Raw genomic sequence first — 17,172 nt, 5'->3', positions numbered from 1 at the left:
CACCCTCCCAGCAAGACATCAGCGCGCGAACACCGCGTCTCCGGCGTCCGCCTCGAACTCCCCGCCCTTCAGCCACATGTTCCACCCGAGCCTTGGCTGAAAGGCGCCGGCCTCCGCCAACCGGCACTCCGGCACCTCATCGCGCTTCAGGATAAGCTGCACGTCGAAGTTCAGCGCCTCGCCCACCTGGAAGCGGGTCAGGGCGGCTACGCGCTCCAGCCGCGCGCCGCCGGGCAGCAGCGAGTCAAAATCCGTATACGACACCGGCCCGATCACCACGCGGAACCGGCTCTGCACGTCCCAGGCGCGTTCGCCGGCCATGGCATCCACACCCAGCGTGCAGAAGGCCTCGCCCAGGCGGGACTGCTCCGTCTCCGGCAACGTCAGCCACGCGCCCTGGAATTGTTCGATGCGCACGGGCAGGCCGAGGTCGCCGGACAGCATCGCCTCCAGGGCGGCGGCGGAGGCGCGACGCTGCGACAGGTGGCCGGCGTAATGCACCAGCGTCGGCGCCAGCGGGGGCGCCATGCCCTGCACGCCAACCAGGGCTTGCAGAACGGCGGTGATCGGGTCCGGCTCCTCCGCCGTGGCGGCGCGCTCTACGGACAGCCCGAGGTGGTATTTGCCGGCCGCCCGCGCGAACAGCGACAGGATGCGGTGGTGGAAGATGTCGAGGAAGTCGGCCAGCGCCGGGTTGTGCGAGCGGCGGCATTCGTGGACAAAGGCCGTGTAGTGCTGCGGCAGCACGCCGAGCGGTCCCGTCAGGCCCAGCACCGACACGGCCATGTCCACGCCGTCCTCATGCCGGTCCACGCGCGGTACTTCCGCGGCGGGATAGACCAGCGTGTCGAGGCTGCGGAAGCGCACCGCGTCCTCCGCGCGCAGGTGGTCGCCGTCCATCACCCGCCGGTCGCGCCCGACGGCGCGCGCCGCCGCTTCCAGCAGGCGCACCGCCTGGACGAAGTCGAAGCGCCAGGGCTCCGCCTCCAGCTCGTCGGTTACAGGAGAATCCGCTCGCCCGCGCGCGCCGGCCATTGCTTCAGCACTCCCCCATGGTCCTTCGCGCGCAGGGTCAGGCGCGTGAAGCTGTTGATCGCCGCGTGCAGCGCCAGGAACCGTTCCAGCACCGCCGCGAACAGCAGCATGGACGTCCCCGAATAGCGCGCCGGGTCCAGGTCCAACGCCACGTCCACGCCCCGGCACAGCGCCAGCAGGCCCCCCTGCGGCGCCCGCGCCGCGGCGGGCCGGGCGCCGAGCCCCACGATGCCGTCGATGATGGCGGCAGTCTCCGGCGTGCGGCGCAGGTCGTACAGCGCCAGGATCTCGCGCAGATGCTCCGCCGCCCCCTCACCCGTCAGCGACAGGTGGTTGAGGCTGAGGTGGGAGATCAGCCGCCAGCGGTTCTGCCCCAGCTCCGACGGCCGCAGGGTGCGCGACGGCGGCGTCAGGCAGTCGATGCTGTCCACCGCGGCCATGCCCTGGACGGGTGTCAGGCGCGGATTTCCGCCGCCGAAGGGCAGCTTGCCCGGCAGATCCCGGTTCAGGCAGGTCAGGTCCAGCGACAGCACATGCCCGGCCGGTGCCGCGGGGTCGAACCCCAGGTCCACCAGCGACACGTACAGCTCGCTGCCGGGATTCACCGGCCCGGCCGCGCGGCGCGTCGCATGCCAGAACCGCCCCTCGGGCGCGCCCGCGTGGCGGGTTCCGTAGAAGGGCAGGAACTCCGTGCGCCGGCCGTCCGGGGCGGCGGCGGTGACGCGGTCGATGCCGTAGACCTCTGTCCCGCGCGGCCGGCGCGCGTCGGGCACGACGCGGTATTCGGTCTGCCGGTGGGTCAGCGGGATCGGCTCCGCCTTCTGGGAGAACAGGTTGATCACCGGCGTGCAGCCGAGCGCGAAGTTCTCCACACTGACCGCCCGTTCCAACTCCGGCCGCGCCTTGTCCAGATAGAGGAAGACCGACAGCGTGGTCCCCTTCGTCCGCCGCGCCCGCTCGGCCAGGCCGGTCAGGTCGAAGAACTGGAAGCTCTCCGGATAGGCGAAGTACTTGGTCAGCAGGCGGTAGCCGGGGGCCGTGCGCGGGTCGGCCGGCAGCATGGCCTCGTCGGGGTCGAAGCCCACCGGCCGGACCGCTTCCGGACCCAGGATGACCGGCGCCGGATCGGACGCGTCCTCCGCCACCGCGATGGAGAGCACATGGCCGGCCATCAGGTCGTAGAGCGGAAACACCCGCTCCGGCGCGCCGCGCAGGAACAGGCGCAGGCGGTCGGGCGCCAGCGACGAAAACGGCGTCTCCGGCATCAGCGTGCGGAAGGTCAGCCGCAGCACCGACACCGCGCCGCGCGCCCACGGATTCTCCGGAGCCGCGATCGGCCGTCCGGCGAGCACGGCGGACTCCAGCGCCACCGGCCACAACGTCACCGGGCAGCAGGTTCGGAAGGTGCAGACCTCGCCCTCCACCGCTTCGCTGTTCAGCGCGCTGCCGACCGGCAGAACCGCGGGCTCGATCAGGTCCGGCACGCTGGTGAAGCGCACCACGGCGGCCGAGGGGAGCGGTGCCAGATAGTGCGGGTACAGCACCCCCAACAGCGCCTCGGTCAGTTGCGGAAAGTCGTCGTCCAGCTTCAGCCGGACCCGTGCGGCGAGGTAGGCGAAGGCCTCCATCAGCCGGGCGACGTGCGGGTCCTCCACCGCGTCGCCGGTCAGGCGCAGCCGGCCGGCCTGGACGGGATGCGCCTTGGCGAACTCCGCCGCGGAGCGCCGCAGATGGACGAGTTCCTGATTGTAGTAGGCGATGAGATCGTCGCTCATGCGCCTTTCCCAGTCTGGTTCCGCCCGATCTTGTGGCGCCGCGTGGCGGGATCGAACACGGAGTCGAGCACCAGCGGCTCCGGCGTCGGCTCCGCATACACCAGCGCGTTGATGCGGAATCGCAAGGTCGGGTCCAGCGGGTCGGTCTTCGACAGCAGCTCCACCCGCACCGAGACGTAGCGCGGCTCCATCAGCCGGATGGTCTGCTCCATGGCGCGGCAGAAGGCTTCCTGCGCCTCCGCGACCGCCAGATCGGTGCCGCCCATGTCCGGCAGGCCGTAGGCCAGCAGCGACGCCTCCAGCTCCTCGAACTCCGTCGGCCAGCCGAGGCAGCGGCGGCGCGCGTTCAGCAGGGCTTCCAGATCGCGGCTGAGGCTGGCGCGCAGCTCGCGGATGCTCTGCCCACGCGCCTTGGGGTCGGGCTGGCCGGGCTTGGGCGCCGGTTCCAGAAGCCGGTCGAGCACGGAGGGCAGCAATCCACGGTCGACGATGCTCATGACGCCTCCATCGGGATTCATCCCTTTTATGATCTGGCCCTTTTAAGATCCGGCGCGCGCGGCGACGCGGGTGGTCAGGCGGAAGCTCGCCACCGCCTGTTCGAACTGGAAATGCGGCTGCAAGTGGATGATGCATTCGAAATGGCCGGGGCGGCCGGGCGGTTCGACGACCTGCACGCGCCCGTCGCGCAGCGGGTAGCGCGCCTTCATCTCGACCGAGGCGTCGTCGTTCCCCATGACATAGCCACGCAGCCAATCCTCGATCCACGCCTGGCACTGTTCCGGGGTGGAAACGCTGCCGACACGGTCCCGCGCCAGCACCTTGATGAAATGGGCGAAGCGGCTGACGCAGAGCATCGCCGACAGCAGCGCCGAAAGCCGGGCGTTCGCCCCCGCCGCATCGTTCAGGTGGCCAGCCGGCTGCTGCACAGACTGGCAGCTGTTGAACACGCAATAAGGCGTCTCGCGCGCCCGCGCCAGCGGCAGCAGCCCCTGTTCGCTGAGCGCCCGTTCCTGCCGTTCCGTCAAACCGATCTCCAGCGGCGCCCGCACCGCCACGCCCCGGCGGTCGGTCGCGAAGTCGGCGCGCGGCAGATGGGTGACCAGCCCGCCGGCCAACTCGTCCAGCCGCGCCCCGCGGATGTCGGCGAGCCAGCCATGGTTGGCGAAGGCGCGCAGCACGACCGCGCCGAAGGCGAAGGCCGCGTTGCCCCACAACAGTTCCCGCCCGTCCGGGGCCTCCGCGTTTTCCCGGAAACGGAAGCCGTCGCAGCGCGTGCCATCGTCGGCGTAGGGCGCCCGCACCAGCACGCGCGGCAGGGCGAGGCCGAGGAAGCGCGCGTCCTCCTGCGCCTGGAACCGGGCAAAGCGCGCGTGTTCCGCCCCCTGGAAGACCGACGAGAGATCCGTGTTGGGCGTCAGGTCCGAGAAGCGCTCAACCCCGAGCGTGGCCGGCGCGCAGCCCAGGATCATGGGCGCGAAGGCCGCCGCCGTGATGGCCGACAGACCGCCCAGCGCCGCCACGTCGTCGCTGGCGTGGCCGGGACCGAACCGATTCTGCACCTCGTAATCGCCGATCAGCAGGCCGTAGGGCTCGCCGCCCGGCATGCCGAACTCGTCGGAATAGATGCGGGCGAACAGCACGCTCTGGTCAAAATCGGCCGCGCGCTCCAGATCGCGGCAGACCTCCGCCCAGGAGACGGGAAGGACGCGGATCTTGGCACCCTCCACCCCGGCCGCGGCCTGCACCAGCAGATGCAGGCTGCGCCACCCGGCCTCCAGTCTTTGAAAGCGCGGGTGGTGCAGAATGGCGTTGACTTGGTCCGTCAACGCCTCGTCGATGGCCGCGATCAGCCGGTCCACCTCGGCGCGGAGGCGATCCCGGTCGCGGGGCGGTGCGATGGGAGTCGGTGCGACCTCCAGGCCGCCGCACGCATCGTCCATCCCTTACGACCGCTTGGGCACGCGGGCGACCAGACGCATGGAGGCGTTCAGCTCTTCCATCTGCAGCCACGGCCGCAACCACGCCACCGCGTTGTAGGAGCCGGGCTTTCCGGGAATCTCCTTCACCTCCACCCGCGCGTCGCGCAACGGGTATTTGGCCCGCATCTCGGCGCTCGAATCCGGGTTGGCGTTGACGTAGTTCATGATCCAGCGGTTCAGCCAGTCCTCGCAGTCGGTGGCCTCCATGAAGGACCCGATCTTGTCCCGCGCCATGACCTTCAGGTAATGGGCGAAGCGGGAGGTCGCCATGACGTAGGGCAGCCGGGCGGAGATGGCGGCGTTGGCGGTCGCCTCCGGACGGTCGTACTGCTTGGGCTTCTGGGCTGTCTGCCCGCCGAAGAAGACGGCGTATTCGGTGTTCTTGTAGTGGCACAGCGGCAGGAAGCCCAGCTTGGACAGCTCCGCCTCGCGCCGGTCGGTGATGGCGATCTCGGTCGGGCACTTCATGTCCCGGTCGCCTTCGTCGGTCACGAACTGGTGCACGGGCAGCCCGTCCACCCGCCCGCCGTTCTCCGCCCCGCGGATGGTGGTGCAGAAGCCCGTCTTGGCGAAGGCGTCGGTCAGCTTGGTCCCCATCACATAGGCGGTGTTCATCCAGCAGTAATTGCCGTGCTCCATCGGCTGCGGCTGCCCCGCGGCGTCGCCGGGCGCCTCCTCGTACTTGAACTCCTCCACGGGCCGGGTCTCCGCCCCGTAGGGCAGGCGCGCCAGCACGCGCGGCATGGTCAGGACGACGAAGCGCGAGTCCTCCGACTCCCGGAAGGCCCTCCACTTCGCGTATTCGACCGAGTCGAAGATCTTGGCGAGGTCGCGCGGCTTGGCGAGGTCGCGGTAATCCTCGAACCCGAACAGCTTCGGGCCCGCGGCCGTCACGAAGGGAGCGAAGGACGCCGCCGCCACGTTGGACATGGAGGACAGGAGCTGGATGTCCTCCGGATGGTTGGTGAACTCATAGTCGCCGATCAGCGCGCCGTAGGGCTGCCCGCCGGACATGCCGAACTCGTTCTCGTAGAGCTTCTTGAAGGTGGTGCTCTGGTCGAACTCGACGGCGCGGTCCAGGTCCTTGAACAGCTCGCGCTTGGTGATGTGCATCACGCGGATCTTGAGCGACGTGCCCGTCTCGCTGTTCTTCACCAGATGGTTCAGGCCACGCCAGCTTCCCTCCAGCTTCAGGAAGTCCGGATGGTGCATGATGGCGGCAAGCTGCCGCGAGATCGTCGCGTCGATGGCGTCGATGGCCTTGTTCAGCGTGACCGTCAGGTTGCGGTCGTAGACAACGGTGCCCTTCAGCGCTTCCTCCGTCAGGGTGGACAGAAGCGCCTGGGTCCGGTCGGGTTCGGTCTGCCGCGTCGCCTGGATCGCTTGGTCGAGCAGACTGGGCATCGCCGGGGCGGTGGTGGGAACGGGAGCGCCGCCGGGCTCCGCGCCGGCTTGGGTCAGGTTGCTCATCCCCGCTCTCCTTCTCCGCCTGTCTGTTGGTCACCGCCGGGAATGCCCAGTTCCCCGGACAGACGGCGCAACTCGGCGTTGTCCTGCAGGATGTGGTCGAGCAGTTCCTCCAGGTTCTCCGAACGGTCGGCCTTGGACAGCAGGTCGCGCAGCCGGTTGCGCGTCTCCAGCAGCGCCCTCAGCGCCTGCACCTGTTCGACGATGCGGGCCGGCTCGAAATCCTCCATCGAGCGGAAGTTCAGCTCGACCGCCATCTCGCTTCCGTCATCCCGCAAGGTGTTGGGCACACGCATCTTCACGCCGGGCGTCATCGCCGCCATGACCTTGTCGAAGCTGTCGCGGTCGATCTCGGAAAAGCGCCGTTCGCTGAGCGGCTTGGGCGGTTGCGCCGGATTTCCGGAGAAATCGCCCAGGACGCCGACGACGAAGGGCAGTTCGCGTTCGACCTCCGCCCCTTCCGTCTCGACCTGATAGCTGATGTGGACGCGCGGCTTGCGGACGCGCGATAGCTTGTCGTGAACGCTGTCCATGAGTCCTCCCAGGAGAGTTCATTCGAATGGACGGCCGGATCGGGTTCGATCCGCAGCACCGCCGCGTCCGCGCCATTATTGAGAAATTTCGCCTATTTGTTTACCGATCGGCCATACGTCTACAAACCTTAAAAAGGACCGCCAATTGTGTCTTCGATAATCGACTCGTCAAAGTGCGTCTAAGGGGTAATCAGCACTAACGAGTTATTGGCACATTCGCGGCTTAACACCGTCTGACAATAGAAACGCCGGTTTCGTTCGGGAATACTGCTACTCGACGATCATCACGGCAGAAGATCGAGCAGGAGCAGGCATGGGGATGACCGCCGCACCCCTGAGGAAGATTCGTCAGCGGCAGGCCCGTGACGTGGCGGATCTCTGCACGCTCGATGACGCGGCCCGGCTTCTGCTTGCCCCGGACCAATCGCCGACCGATTATCTTGCGGCGCTGATCGGCGCCGGCCGGCGCGCCGACGCGGTGCGGGTTCTGGCCCACGCCCTGCCGCCGCGGGAGGCGGTCTGGTGGGCCTGCGTCTGCATAAGGGCCACCCTGCCCCCCGACGCGCCGGAGCCGGTCCTGTCCGCCCTGGAGGCCGCCCGCGCGTGGGTGTTCCAGCCCAGCGACGCCAACCGCCGCGCTGCCTACGCCAGCGCCCAGGCGACCGACTTCCAGCACGCGGCCAGTTGGGCCGCCGTCGGCGCCTTCTGGTCCGGCGGCAGCATGGCGCCCCCCGGCGCGCCCGATGTCCCGGCCCCGGACGGGCTGGCGGGCAAGGCCGTCGCCGCGGCGGTGATCCTGGCGGCGGTGACCCGGCAGCCCGAACAGGGGAACCAACGGCTGGCGGCCTTTCTGGACAGCGGCCTGGACATCGCCGCGGGGGGCAACGGCCGCCTGACCGAAACCTTGAGCGGGTCCGGAGCGGGCGGCGCCGGGGAAGGAGACGCCCGATGACGTTGTCCCGCGTCACGCTCCAGGTCGTCAGCCATCAGTCGGCCGACATGGATTGTCCGTCGGCGCAGCCGGATGGCCTGCCGTTCACCATCGGCCGCAAACCCGGCAACTCGTGGGTGCTTCCCGATCCGGACCGCCATGTTTCGAAATGCCACTGCATCATCGAACGCGACGGACCCGACTGGATCCTGACCGACACCAGCACCAACGGGGTGTACATCAACAACGGCTCGAAACCTCTGGGCAACCGCAACAGCGCGGTGCTTCAGGACGGCGACCTGCTGCGCGTCGGCACTTACGACGTCGTGGTCAGCATCGCGATGATCCCCGCAGGAGCCCCGGCGGCAATCCCGGCACAAGCACCGGCCTTGCCCCCGGCACCGGATCCCTTCGAGGACCCGCGGCCCTTCGGCCGGACGGCCCCGTCGGCGAAGCCGGGCGGCTGGCCCCAACCCGACCATGCCCCGCCGGAGACCAGTTGCTTCCGCATGCCGGACCCCACCGCCGATGCGGCGCTATCGGCATCGTCCTTCATTCCGCCCGACTGGGACGAAGACGAAGACGCCGCCGCTCCACACCCACCCGCAACGTCCGTTGCGGAGCCGCCCCGGCCGGCCCCGCCGGTCCCGGGCACCGTTCCGCCGGCCGCGGCGGGCGGAACGCCGGATGCGAAGGACGATCCGCTGTGGGAGGCTTTTCTGGACGGGCTGGGCATAGACCTCGGTCCCCTGAGCCCAGCGGAACGCGCCGCCACGATCCGCACCGTCGCCACGGTCTACCGGACGGGGGTGCTGGGCCTCACCCAGCTTCTGCGCAGCCGGGCCACGGTGAAGGCCACCTTCAACGTCGATCACACGATGATCCAGGCGGTGGACAACAACCCCCTGAAGTTCGTCCCCGACCCGGACGAGGCCCTGGCCCGCATGGTGCGCCCCACCGGCCGCGGGTACATGCCGCCGGACGACGCCATGCGGCAGGCGCTGGACGACCTGCGCTCGCACGAGATGGCCATGATGGCCGCCGTGCAGAAGGCGGTCACGGCGCTCGTCAAGGAGTTCGATCCCGAAGCCGTGGCGCAGGCGGCGGAGTCCGGCGGCGGAATCACCCACCTGCTGCCCGGAGCGCGCAAGGCCCAGTGCTGGGACCATTACGAACGTCACTACAAGCGCGTCCTTGCCGGGCTTGAGGAGGATCTTCTCGGTTCCTTCGGGCGGGCGTTCGGACGCGCCTACGTGACGCACACCAAAACGTCCGAACGACGCTGAGGCCGACGGACGCGCGGGGACGAAAGACGGAAAGGTCGCCGCCCATGGTCTGGGACAACAAGATCGTCTGGTCGGAGGGCATGTTCCTGCGCGCCCAGCACTTCCAGCAGTTCGACCGCTACGTCGAAGCGCTGGTGGACGCGCGGACGAATGCGTTATGCGCGTATGGCTGGGGCGTCACGGAGTTGGAGATCGACCGCGATCTCCTGGGCACCGGAAAGCTGGCGCTGCGCCGCGCCCGGGGGGTTCTGCCCGACGGGACGCCCTTCCAGCTGCCCGAACAGGCGCCCTTGCCGACGCCGATCGAGCCGGCGGAGTCCGTTCGCAACGCCGTCGTGTACATCGCCCTGCCCCTGCGCTCCCCCGGGCGCGCCGACGTCGCCCTGCCGCCGCACGAAGAGGCGATCACCCGCTACGCGGCCACGCCGTTCGAGGCGAAGGACGCCGTCGCCGCGTCCAACGCGATCGCCCAGCTCCAGGTCGGCCAGTTGCGCCTGCGCCTGATGTTGGCGAACGAGGAGCGCTCCGGCTACGCCTGCATCGGCGTCGCGCGCATCGTGGAGGTGCCGGCCGGTCGCGGCATCGTGCTCGACCGGCACTACATCCCGCCAAGCCTGGTCTGCGCCGCGGCCCCGCAACTGACCGGCTTCCTGGCCGAGATGCACGGGCTGATCGGCCAGCGCGCGGAGGTGCTGGCCAACCGGCTGGGGCAGGCCGGCGCGGGGGGCGCGGCGGAGGTCGCCGACTTCCTGATGCTGCAGCTGTGCAACCGCTACGGCCCGTTGCTTGCCCACCACGATGCGCAAGCGCGCCTGCACCCGGAGGGCCTGTACAGCCTCTTCGTGCAGATGGCCGGGGAGCTGGCCACCTTCAACGACCGGGGCCGCCGTCCGCCGAAGTTCGAGCCATACCGCCACGACGACCTTCAGATGAGCTTCCAGCCGGTGGTCGCCGAATTGCGCCGGCTGCTGAGCGCCGTCCTGGAACAGACCGCCATCCCCATTCCGCTGCAGGACCGCCGCTACGGCATCCGCGTGGCCGCCATTCCCGACCGCAGCCTGATCGACGCGGCGAGCTTCGTCCTGGCCGTGCGGGCCGACATGCCGACCGAGCAGTTGCGCCGCAACTTTCCCCTTCAGGTGAAGATCGGCCCGGTGGAGCTGATCCGCGATCTGGTGATGAGCGCACTGCCCGGCATCGGCACGGACCCCTTGCCCGTGGCGCCACGGCAAATCCCCTTCAACGCCGGATCGGTCTACTTCGCGCTCGACCGCGGCGGGGCGATGTGGAGGCAGCTCGGCACGTCCGGAGGGCTGGCCATCCACCTCTCCGGCGAGTTCCCGCAGATCGTCATGGAGCTGTGGGCCATCAGAGGATAATGCGCGATGAACGAAGACGATCCCTTCGGCATCGAGGACGCCGACAAGACGATCTTCAATCCCGTCAACCTCAACACCGGCCTCAACACCGGCGGGGCATCGCCGCGCCGTGCCGGGTCCCCCACGGCCGCCCCTCCACCGCCGTCGGACCCCACCCTGTCCCCGCCGACCGGCCCGCAACCGGGCGCGGCCCCGCCCGGCGCGTCCGGCGGCCCATCCGGCGGCTCCCAGGGCGGCTTCCGGGGGCGGCTGCACGCCGCTGCCGAACAGGGGCGCGCTCCGGTCGCTTCGCCGGGCGGCGAGGCCATCGCGCTGCCCCACACCGGCGTCAACCCGCTGGCCGCCGCCGCGGCTCCGCTCCTGGGCCTCGTCTCCCGCCTGCGCACGGCCAGCATGTCCGTGCCGATCGAGCAGGTGCGCGCCCAGACCGTCGCCGCGCTCCGGGACTTCGAAGGCCGTGCGACGGCTCAGGGAACCCCGCGGGAGACGGTGCGGACGGCGCATTACGCGCTCTGCGCGACCATCGACGACATCGTGCTGAACACCCCCTGGGGCAACCGCAGCCCCTGGGCCGCCGCCAGCATGGTCAGCAGCTTCCACAACGAGGTGACCGGCGGCGAACGCTTCTACCGGCTGCTGGAACCCCTGATGCGCCAACCGGCGGCCAACCGCGACCTTCTGGAATTGCTGTACCTGTGCCTGTCCCTCGGGTTCGAGGGGCAATACCGCCTGTCGCCGCGCGGCCAGTCGGAGCTGGCGCGCACCCGCGACACCGTCTACCGGTCCATCGCGGAACTGCGCGGGACCGGCGAGCGCGATCTGTCCAGCCGTTGGCGCGGGGTCGCAATGCCCCACCGCACGACCTCCACGGGCGTGCCCCTGTGGGTGATCGGGGTGGGTGCCGCCGCCCTGCTGCTGGCCGCGCATGTCGGCTTTTCCTTCGCGCTCAACGACCGCACCGACCGGACCTTGGCCGAGCTGGTGCGGCTGCCGCCGCGCTCGCCCCCGCAACTCAGCCGCCCGACGGCGGCCTCTCAGGCCAGCGTCCCCGCGCCACCGGCCGAGCGCCCCGCCGATCCTGCTCCGCGGCCATCGCAGAGGATCGCCGCTCCCGCGCCGCCTCCCCCCTTCGCCCAGATCCGCGGCTTCCTGGAACCCGAAGTCCGGCAAGGGCTGGTAAGCCTGCACGACGCGCCGGACGGGCTGGTGATCCGCATGCGCGCGGGCAGCATGTTCCGCTCCGGCAGCGCCTCGGTCGAAAAGCAGACCTATGCGTTGCTGGACCGCATTGGACAGGCGCTGGAGGGGGAACCGGGCTTGGTCCAGGTGGTCGGCCACACCGACAACGTTCCGATCCGCACGGTCCGTTTTCCGTCCAACTGGCACCTGTCCAAGGCGCGGGCCGAAGCGGTGCGCGACCATCTGGCAAGGCTGATGTCAGCCCCCGCCCGCCTGTCCGCGGACGGCAAGGCCGATCTGGAGCCCGTCGCGTCCAACAACGACGCCGAAGGCCGCGAAGAGAACCGCCGCACGGACATCCTCATTCGGGCTGAAAGCCCGCCTGCCGTGGCAAACCGATGAACCGCGGACCGCTGAACCACGCCCCCACCCATTCCCCAGCGGCGGGGTGCGGCATTGCAAAGGGTCACGGATGATGGGCCGCCTTGCCTCCGCGTTGCGCTCCCGATGGTTCTTCTCCCTGCTCGGGGTGGCCCTGCTGGGCGCGCTCCTGTGGTTTGCCGGACCGCTGATCGGCGTTGGCGACGCGCGCCCGTTCGAGGACGACGCGGTGCGGCTGGCGGTCATCCTGGTCGCGCTGCTCGCCTGGGCGGCGGCGCTCGCCCTCTCCGTCCTGCGCAAGCGGCGGCGCGCGGCGGCGATGGTCCAGGGCATCGCCGCGCTCTCCCCGGACGAGCCGGCCGTCGCCACCGCGGACGAGATCGCCACGCTTCAGGAGCGGCTGAACGACGCTCTCGACCGGCTGCGCCGCAACGGCAAGGGCGCCGGCGCGATCTACGACCTTCCCTGGTACGTGCTGATCGGTCCGCCGGGGTCGGGGAAAACGACAGCCCTGCTGAACGCCGGCCTGCGCTTTCCGCTCGCCGCCGACAACGGGTCGGCGTCGGTTCGCGGAGTCGGGGGCACCCGCAACTGCGACTGGTGGTTCGCGGACGAGGCCGTCCTGCTGGACACCGCCGGCCGCTACACCACCCAGGACAGCCACGCGGCGGTCGACGCGGGCGCATGGCTCGGATTTCTCGACCTGCTGAAACGCACCCGCCCCCGCCAGCCCGTCAACGGCGCCCTGGTCGCCATCAGCCTGGCGGAACTCGGCGCCGCGAGCCCCGCGGTCCGCAACGCCCACGCCGCCGCCGTCCGCCAGCGCCTGAACCAGCTGTATGAGCGGCTTGGCGTGCGGCTCCCCGTCTATGTGCTGTTCACCAAGCTCGACCTCGTCGTCGGATTCACCGAGTTCTTCGCCGATCTCGGCAAGGACGAGCGGGAGCAGGTGTGGGGCGTCACCCTGCCCTTGGAGGAGGCGGGCCCGCTGGATCGCCTGCCCGCCGACCTCGACGCCCTGACGGAGCGCCTGCAGACACGCGTGCTGGAGCGCCTGAACGCCGAATCGCTCGCCGAGCGCCGCAACCTGGTGTTCGGTTTCCCGGCGCAGTTCGCGTCGCTGAAGGAACCGGTCGCGGACTTCCTGACCGCCGTCTTCCAGCCGTCCCGGTACGAGCCCAGGCTGATGCTGCGCGGCGTCTATTTCACCAGCGCGACGCAGACCGGCGCGCCCATCGACCGCCTCATGGCGGCCATGGCCGGCACGTTCGGACTGACCGCCCCGGCCCCGGCCGGCGCCGGTCCGAGCGGGCGGAGTTTCTTCCTGACGCGCTTGCTGCGCGAGGTCGTGTTCGGCGAAGCCGGCCTCGTCGGGCGCGATCCGCGGGTGGAGAAGCGGAACCGCCGGGTCCGTCGCGGCGCTTGGGCGGCGGCGGCCCTGGTGACGCTGGCCGGCATCGGCGCATCGGCTCTCAGCTACCAGCGGAACACGTCCCTGGCCGAGCGTGTGGAAGCGGAACTCGACAAGACCAGGGCGCTTCTCGGCAACTCGGACGGCAATCCGCCGATGCTGGGCGAGCAGGACCTCATCCTCGACATACTCGACCGGTTGCGCGGACTCACCGTCGGGACGGAGGGGATGGCGGGGCCGACCCCCGTGTCCATGCGCTTCGGCCTGCACCAGGGCGACAAGCTGTCCCCCGCCGCGGACGAGGCGTATCACCGTGCGCTCGACCATCTCTTCTACCCGCACCTGCTTCTGTTGATGGAGTACCGTTTGCGCGGCGCCATGGACCGCCCGGACCTGCTCTATGAGGGATTGAAGGCGTATCTGATGCTCGGCGGGGTCGGGCGGAAGGACGGGCCGACGCTGGATGCGGCGCTGGTCAAGGAGTGGATGGCGCTCGACTGGGCCGCCACCTACCGGGGCACCGACAGCGAATCCGTGCGGTCACGGCTGGCGGCCCACCTCGACACTCTTCTGGCGAAGCCGCCAATGGCCCTTCCTCTGGACGAGCCGCTGGTGGCCCAGGTCCGCGCCACGCTGCTGCGCGAGTCTCCATCCGCGCGGGCCTACCGCATCGTCCGCCGTGCCGCCGAGGAGAAGGCGCCTCCGGAATGGCGCGTCATCGACCATGCGGGCCCGGCCGGCGCACAGGTCTTCATCCGCCAGTCCAACCAGCCGTTGACCGCGGGAATGCCCGGCCTGTTCACCCACAAGGGCTTCCACGAGGCGTTCCTGCCCAATCTCGGGGGCGTTGCGGAGCGCATCGCCGGGGACGCCTGGGTGCTGGGACCGCAGACGCTGGGGCCACAGACCGCGGCCGCCGGCCGTGACGGCGTCGCGCGGATTTAGGGCGAGGTGCTGACCCTCTATTACAACGAGTTCGCCCGGAACTGGGACGGGTTGCTGGCCGACCTGTCGCTGGCGCGGTTCCGCAGCGTGGACGAGGCCGCGACCGTTCTGAACGCCGCGGCCGGTCCGATGTCCCCCGTCCGCACGCTGGTCCAGGCCGTGGCGCGCGAGACGGATCTGGCCACGGCGCCCCCGGCGGCCAACCCCGTCGATGCCGCCCAGCAGGCCGCCGGCCAGACGCAGGCCGGGCAACGGCTCGCCGGGCTGGCGGAACAGTTCGGGTTGAAAACGGGCGGCAAGCCCGGCCAACCGGTCAGCGACCGCTTCCAGACCTTGCGCGATCTCGCCTTCGGACGCAGCGGCGGACCGGCGGGCCTGGACCAGGTGCTGGCCTCCCTCGACGGCCTCTACCAGCAGGTGAGCCGCGTGGCCGGCCTGCCGGGCCAGGGAGAGGGCGACAAGGCCGCCGCCGTGCGCCTCGGCCAGCAACTCGCCGCCACCGCCGCGACCCTGCCGGAGCCGCTGCGAAGCTGGATCGGCGGCATGGGGCAGCAGACGTCGGTCGCGGCGCTGGGCAGTTTGCGCACGCAGATCAACACGGTCTGGCAAGCCTCCGTGGTGCCTTTCTGCGAGCGCGCGGTCAAGGGACGCTATCCGCTGCAACCAAGCAGCCGGAACGAGGCGGCGGTGGACGATTTCGCCCGTCTGTTCGCGCCGAGCGGCCTGATCGACAGCTTCTTCAACGCGAACCTGAAGCCGTACGTGGACACCACGCGCCAGCCCTGGCGTTGGCAGCGCATCGGCGGCATGGACCTGGACCTGTCCGAACCGGTGCTGGAGCAGTTCCGCCGCGCCGCCACCATCCGCGAAGCCTTCTTCGCCACGGGCAGCCCCCGCCCGGACGTCAAGTTCACGCTCACGCCACGCACCATCGATCCGCGGATCGAGACGGTGGAGATCGATCTGGAAGGGCAGCTCGTCACGTTCCAGGCCGGCGTCAACCGGGGCGTTACGGTGCAATGGCCGATGCCGATCAGCACCAACGTTTCCGCCGTGACCTTCGTTGCCGGCGGCACCACCGACACCCCGAACAAGGTTCAGGCCCGCAGCGCCAGCGGCCCCTGGTCGGTCTTCCGCCTGTTCCGCGAAGCGCGGTTCGAGCCGCGCGGACCCGACCGCGCCATCGTCACCTTCGCCGGCGGCGGCATGTCGGCTTCGTTCGAGCTGCGCGCGAGCAGCATCGTCAATCCCTTCTCACTGCCCGACATGGAGCAGTTCCAATGCCCTCCGAACCTTTGAGCGGCTTTTTCGGAAAACTGCCGGCGCGTGGAGATTTCGTGGCGCGGTCCCTGCCGCCGGGCTTTCGGGAGGTGTGGGACGGTTGGCTGTCACGGGTCGTCGCGGACAGCCGGTGTTGGCTGGACGGGGGTCCGGAGGAGCGCTGGGGGCGTGTCTTCGCGGCCGCTCCCGTCTGGCGTTTCGCCCTGGGTCCGGACGTGGCCGGCCCCCAAGCCCTGTGCGGTCTCCTCGTTCCGAGCATCGACAACGCCGGGCGCGCGTTCCCTCTGACCCTGGTGGCCGTATCGAGCGATGGCGCAGGCAGCGGCTGGTTCGACCATGCCGAGGCCATGCTGCTCGATGTCCTGGACCGGGGCGGAGAGCCGGAGGAGCTGGCCGCCGCCCTGACGAACCTTCCATCGGCGCCACACATGGCCGAAGCGGGCCGGTCCTGGTGGTGGATTGCGGATCATCCGCCCACGGTCCACACCGGGCTCCCGGACTCACAGGCCTTTGTCGCCATGCTCACCGGAGGGGCCGTTCTGTTTCCCATCCGCTCCGCCGCCGCGACCGATCCCGGAACCGTCCGAACGCGGAACGAGGATGCCATGCTCGACCGCCCGGATCTGGGTCTCTGGGCCGTCGCCGATGGGCTGGGGGGGCTGGACGCCGGAGATCGGGCGAGCCGGCTGGTGATCGGCCGGCTGGGCGCCCTCGCCCCCGCCACATCGGCGCAAACCCTCCTCCACGACGTCGGCCGCATCCTGCGTTCGGCCAATGCGGAGTTGCACGAGGCGCCCACGGCGATGGCCTGCACCCTGGTGGCCCTGCTGGTGTTCGGGCGGCATTTCGCCGCCGTCTGGGCCGGCGACAGCCGGCTTTATCGGCTGAGGGCCGGAGTGCTGGAGCAGCTCACGACCGACCACAGCGTCGTCCAAGCCATGGTCGAAGCCGGCGACCTCGCCTCGTGCGATGCCGCGCACCACCCTCGCGGGAACGAAGTCACCCGCGCCGTCGGCGCGGCGGACACCCTGTTCCTGGACGTCATCCAGGGCGAATTGGCCCCTGGCGACCTGTTCCTTCTGTGCAGCGACGGATTGACCAAGGTTCTGCCCGACGCGGACATCGGCCGGATCGCCGCAAGCCAGCCCGTAGACCGTCTTCCTGCGCACTTGGTCGGCATCGTGCGGGAGATTGGTGCCCCCGACAACATCACCGTCGTCGCGGTGGAGGTTGCCTCACCATGACCAAGCCCGCCGCGCGCTGCACCGACATGCACCTGTGCCCCATGGCAACCCCGGCGGTGGTGCCGGTTCCGCATGTGGGCGGACCGATCGTCGGCCCCGGCGCGGTCAACGTCCTGATCGGCGGCCTGCCCGCCGCGCGTGTGGGCGATCTCGCGGTCTGCGTCGGCCCACCGGACACCATCGCCGGGGGCAGCGCCACGGTCCTGGTCGGCGGCAGCCCGCAAGCACGGATGACCGACCCGACGCTGCACGGCGGTACGATCATGGTCGGGCTTCCAACCGTGCTGATCGGAGGCTGAGCAACCGATTGCAGCAGGACCGAGGGCAACGTCAACCGCCACGGGAC

At 70.1% G+C, this 17,172-nt stretch carries 13 protein-coding genes and 1 pseudogene; 8 read left to right on the top strand and 6 right to left on the bottom strand.

Going from position 1 to position 17,172, the window contains the following annotated elements:
• Positions 1-18 precede the first annotated feature (18 nt).
• From tssG to tssB, 6 genes are read right to left on the bottom strand one after another with little or no spacing between them, the layout of a single operon-like run.
• Positions 19-1,035, bottom strand: coding sequence for a type VI secretion system baseplate subunit TssG (tssG, locus tag ACWPN7_RS26980; RefSeq protein ID WP_459196243.1), 1,017 nt, complete (start codon positions 1,033-1,035; stop codon positions 19-21).
• Entirely contained in the window at positions 999-2,810 is a 1,812-nt protein-coding gene (gene tssF / locus ACWPN7_RS26975) for a type VI secretion system baseplate subunit TssF (RefSeq protein WP_459196242.1), read from the bottom strand. The genes tssG and tssF overlap by 37 nt, the downstream gene beginning before the upstream one ends.
• On the bottom strand, positions 2,807-3,307 hold the full coding sequence (gene tssE, locus ACWPN7_RS26970; RefSeq protein WP_040137693.1) for a type VI secretion system baseplate subunit TssE: 501 nt from the start codon (positions 3,305-3,307) through the stop codon (positions 2,807-2,809). Before tssE ends, tssF begins: the two co-directional genes overlap by 4 nt.
• Before the next feature lie 42 nt (positions 3,308-3,349).
• On the bottom strand, positions 3,350-4,750 hold the full coding sequence (gene tssC / locus ACWPN7_RS26965) for a type VI secretion system contractile sheath large subunit (protein ID WP_459196241.1): 1,401 nt from the start codon (positions 4,748-4,750) through the stop codon (positions 3,350-3,352).
• A 3-nt stretch (positions 4,751-4,753) separates the two neighbouring features.
• Positions 4,754-6,259, bottom strand: coding sequence for a type VI secretion system contractile sheath large subunit (gene tssC / locus ACWPN7_RS26960; protein WP_201043561.1), 1,506 nt, complete (start codon positions 6,257-6,259; stop codon positions 4,754-4,756).
• Positions 6,256-6,789 (bottom strand): type VI secretion system contractile sheath small subunit, encoded by a 534-nt coding sequence (gene tssB / locus ACWPN7_RS26955; protein ID WP_103039386.1) that lies wholly within the window; start codon positions 6,787-6,789, stop codon positions 6,256-6,258. Before tssB ends, tssC (ACWPN7_RS26960) begins: the two co-directional genes overlap by 4 nt.
• 319 nt (positions 6,790-7,108) lie before the next feature.
• On the opposite strand from tssB, the gene ACWPN7_RS26950 reads away from it, so the two are divergent.
• The 8 genes and pseudogenes from ACWPN7_RS26950 to ACWPN7_RS26915 all read left to right on the top strand — a co-directional run bounded on the left by ACWPN7_RS26950 (position 7,109) and on the right by ACWPN7_RS26915 (position 17,125).
• Positions 7,109-7,741, top strand: a complete 633-nt coding sequence (locus ACWPN7_RS26950; protein WP_459196240.1) for a DUF6931 family protein — start codon at positions 7,109-7,111, stop codon at positions 7,739-7,741.
• Positions 7,738-9,006, top strand: a complete 1,269-nt coding sequence (gene tagH / locus ACWPN7_RS26945) for a type VI secretion system-associated FHA domain protein TagH (protein ID WP_459196239.1) — start codon at positions 7,738-7,740, stop codon at positions 9,004-9,006. Before ACWPN7_RS26950 ends, tagH begins: the two co-directional genes overlap by 4 nt.
• Positions 9,007-9,050: 44 nt before the next feature.
• Entirely contained in the window at positions 9,051-10,385 is a 1,335-nt protein-coding gene (gene tssK, locus ACWPN7_RS26940) for a type VI secretion system baseplate subunit TssK (protein WP_103039389.1), read from the top strand.
• A gap of 6 nt (positions 10,386-10,391) precedes the next feature.
• A complete protein-coding gene (gene icmH, locus ACWPN7_RS26935) occupies positions 10,392-11,966 on the top strand; it encodes a type IVB secretion system protein IcmH/DotU (RefSeq protein WP_407824736.1) in 1,575 nt (524 codons plus the stop codon).
• A gap of 70 nt (positions 11,967-12,036) precedes the next feature.
• Positions 12,037-14,466 (top strand): annotated as a pseudogene (gene tssM, locus ACWPN7_RS26930) (type VI secretion system membrane subunit TssM); the annotation flags it as partial.
• 378 nt (positions 14,467-14,844) lie between these two features.
• Positions 14,845-15,600 carry a type VI secretion IcmF C-terminal domain-containing protein gene (locus tag ACWPN7_RS26925; RefSeq protein ID WP_492273531.1) on the top strand — a complete coding sequence of 252 codons (756 nt, stop codon included), beginning with the start codon at positions 14,845-14,847 and terminating at the stop codon, positions 15,598-15,600.
• Entirely contained in the window at positions 15,582-16,826 is a 1,245-nt protein-coding gene (tagF, locus tag ACWPN7_RS26920; RefSeq protein WP_492273515.1) for a type VI secretion system-associated protein TagF, read from the top strand. Before ACWPN7_RS26925 ends, tagF begins: the two co-directional genes overlap by 19 nt.
• Positions 16,823-17,125, top strand: coding sequence for a PAAR domain-containing protein (locus tag ACWPN7_RS26915; protein ID WP_040137700.1), 303 nt, complete (start codon positions 16,823-16,825; stop codon positions 17,123-17,125). The genes tagF and ACWPN7_RS26915 overlap by 4 nt, the downstream gene beginning before the upstream one ends.
• The last annotated feature ends 47 nt before the right edge of the window (positions 17,126-17,172 follow it).

It is taken from the genome of Azospirillum sp. UENF 312511 (assembly GCF_058780635.1).
Note: the sequence above shows the minus strand (reverse complement) of the source record. Positions and strands in the feature narration are given on the sequence as shown.

Bases quoted from the DNA above. Each gene is read 5' to 3' on its own strand.
- tagH (WP_459196239.1), top strand. From the start codon at position 7,738: ATGACGTTGTCCCGCGTCACGCTCCAGGTCGTCAGCCATCAGTCGGCC.
- tssF (WP_459196242.1), bottom strand. From the start codon at position 2,810: ATGAGCGACGATCTCATCGCCTACTACAATCAGGAACTCGTCCATCTG.
- tssB (WP_103039386.1), bottom strand. From the start codon at position 6,789: ATGGACAGCGTTCACGACAAGCTATCGCGCGTCCGCAAGCCGCGCGTC.
- tagF (WP_492273515.1), top strand. From the start codon at position 15,582: ATGCCCTCCGAACCTTTGAGCGGCTTTTTCGGAAAACTGCCGGCGCGT.
- tssC (WP_459196241.1), bottom strand. From the start codon at position 4,750: ATGGACGATGCGTGCGGCGGCCTGGAGGTCGCACCGACTCCCATCGCA.
- ACWPN7_RS26925 (WP_492273531.1), top strand. From the start codon at position 14,845: ATGGGGCAGCAGACGTCGGTCGCGGCGCTGGGCAGTTTGCGCACGCAG.
- ACWPN7_RS26915 (WP_040137700.1), top strand. From the start codon at position 16,823: ATGACCAAGCCCGCCGCGCGCTGCACCGACATGCACCTGTGCCCCATG.
- tssE (WP_040137693.1), bottom strand. From the start codon at position 3,307: ATGAGCATCGTCGACCGTGGATTGCTGCCCTCCGTGCTCGACCGGCTT.
- tssG (WP_459196243.1), bottom strand. From the start codon at position 1,035: ATGGCCGGCGCGCGCGGGCGAGCGGATTCTCCTGTAACCGACGAGCTG.
- tssC (WP_201043561.1), bottom strand. From the start codon at position 6,259: ATGAGCAACCTGACCCAAGCCGGCGCGGAGCCCGGCGGCGCTCCCGTT.
- ACWPN7_RS26950 (WP_459196240.1), top strand. From the start codon at position 7,109: ATGACCGCCGCACCCCTGAGGAAGATTCGTCAGCGGCAGGCCCGTGAC.
- icmH (WP_407824736.1), top strand. From the start codon at position 10,392: ATGAACGAAGACGATCCCTTCGGCATCGAGGACGCCGACAAGACGATC.
- tssK (WP_103039389.1), top strand. From the start codon at position 9,051: ATGGTCTGGGACAACAAGATCGTCTGGTCGGAGGGCATGTTCCTGCGC.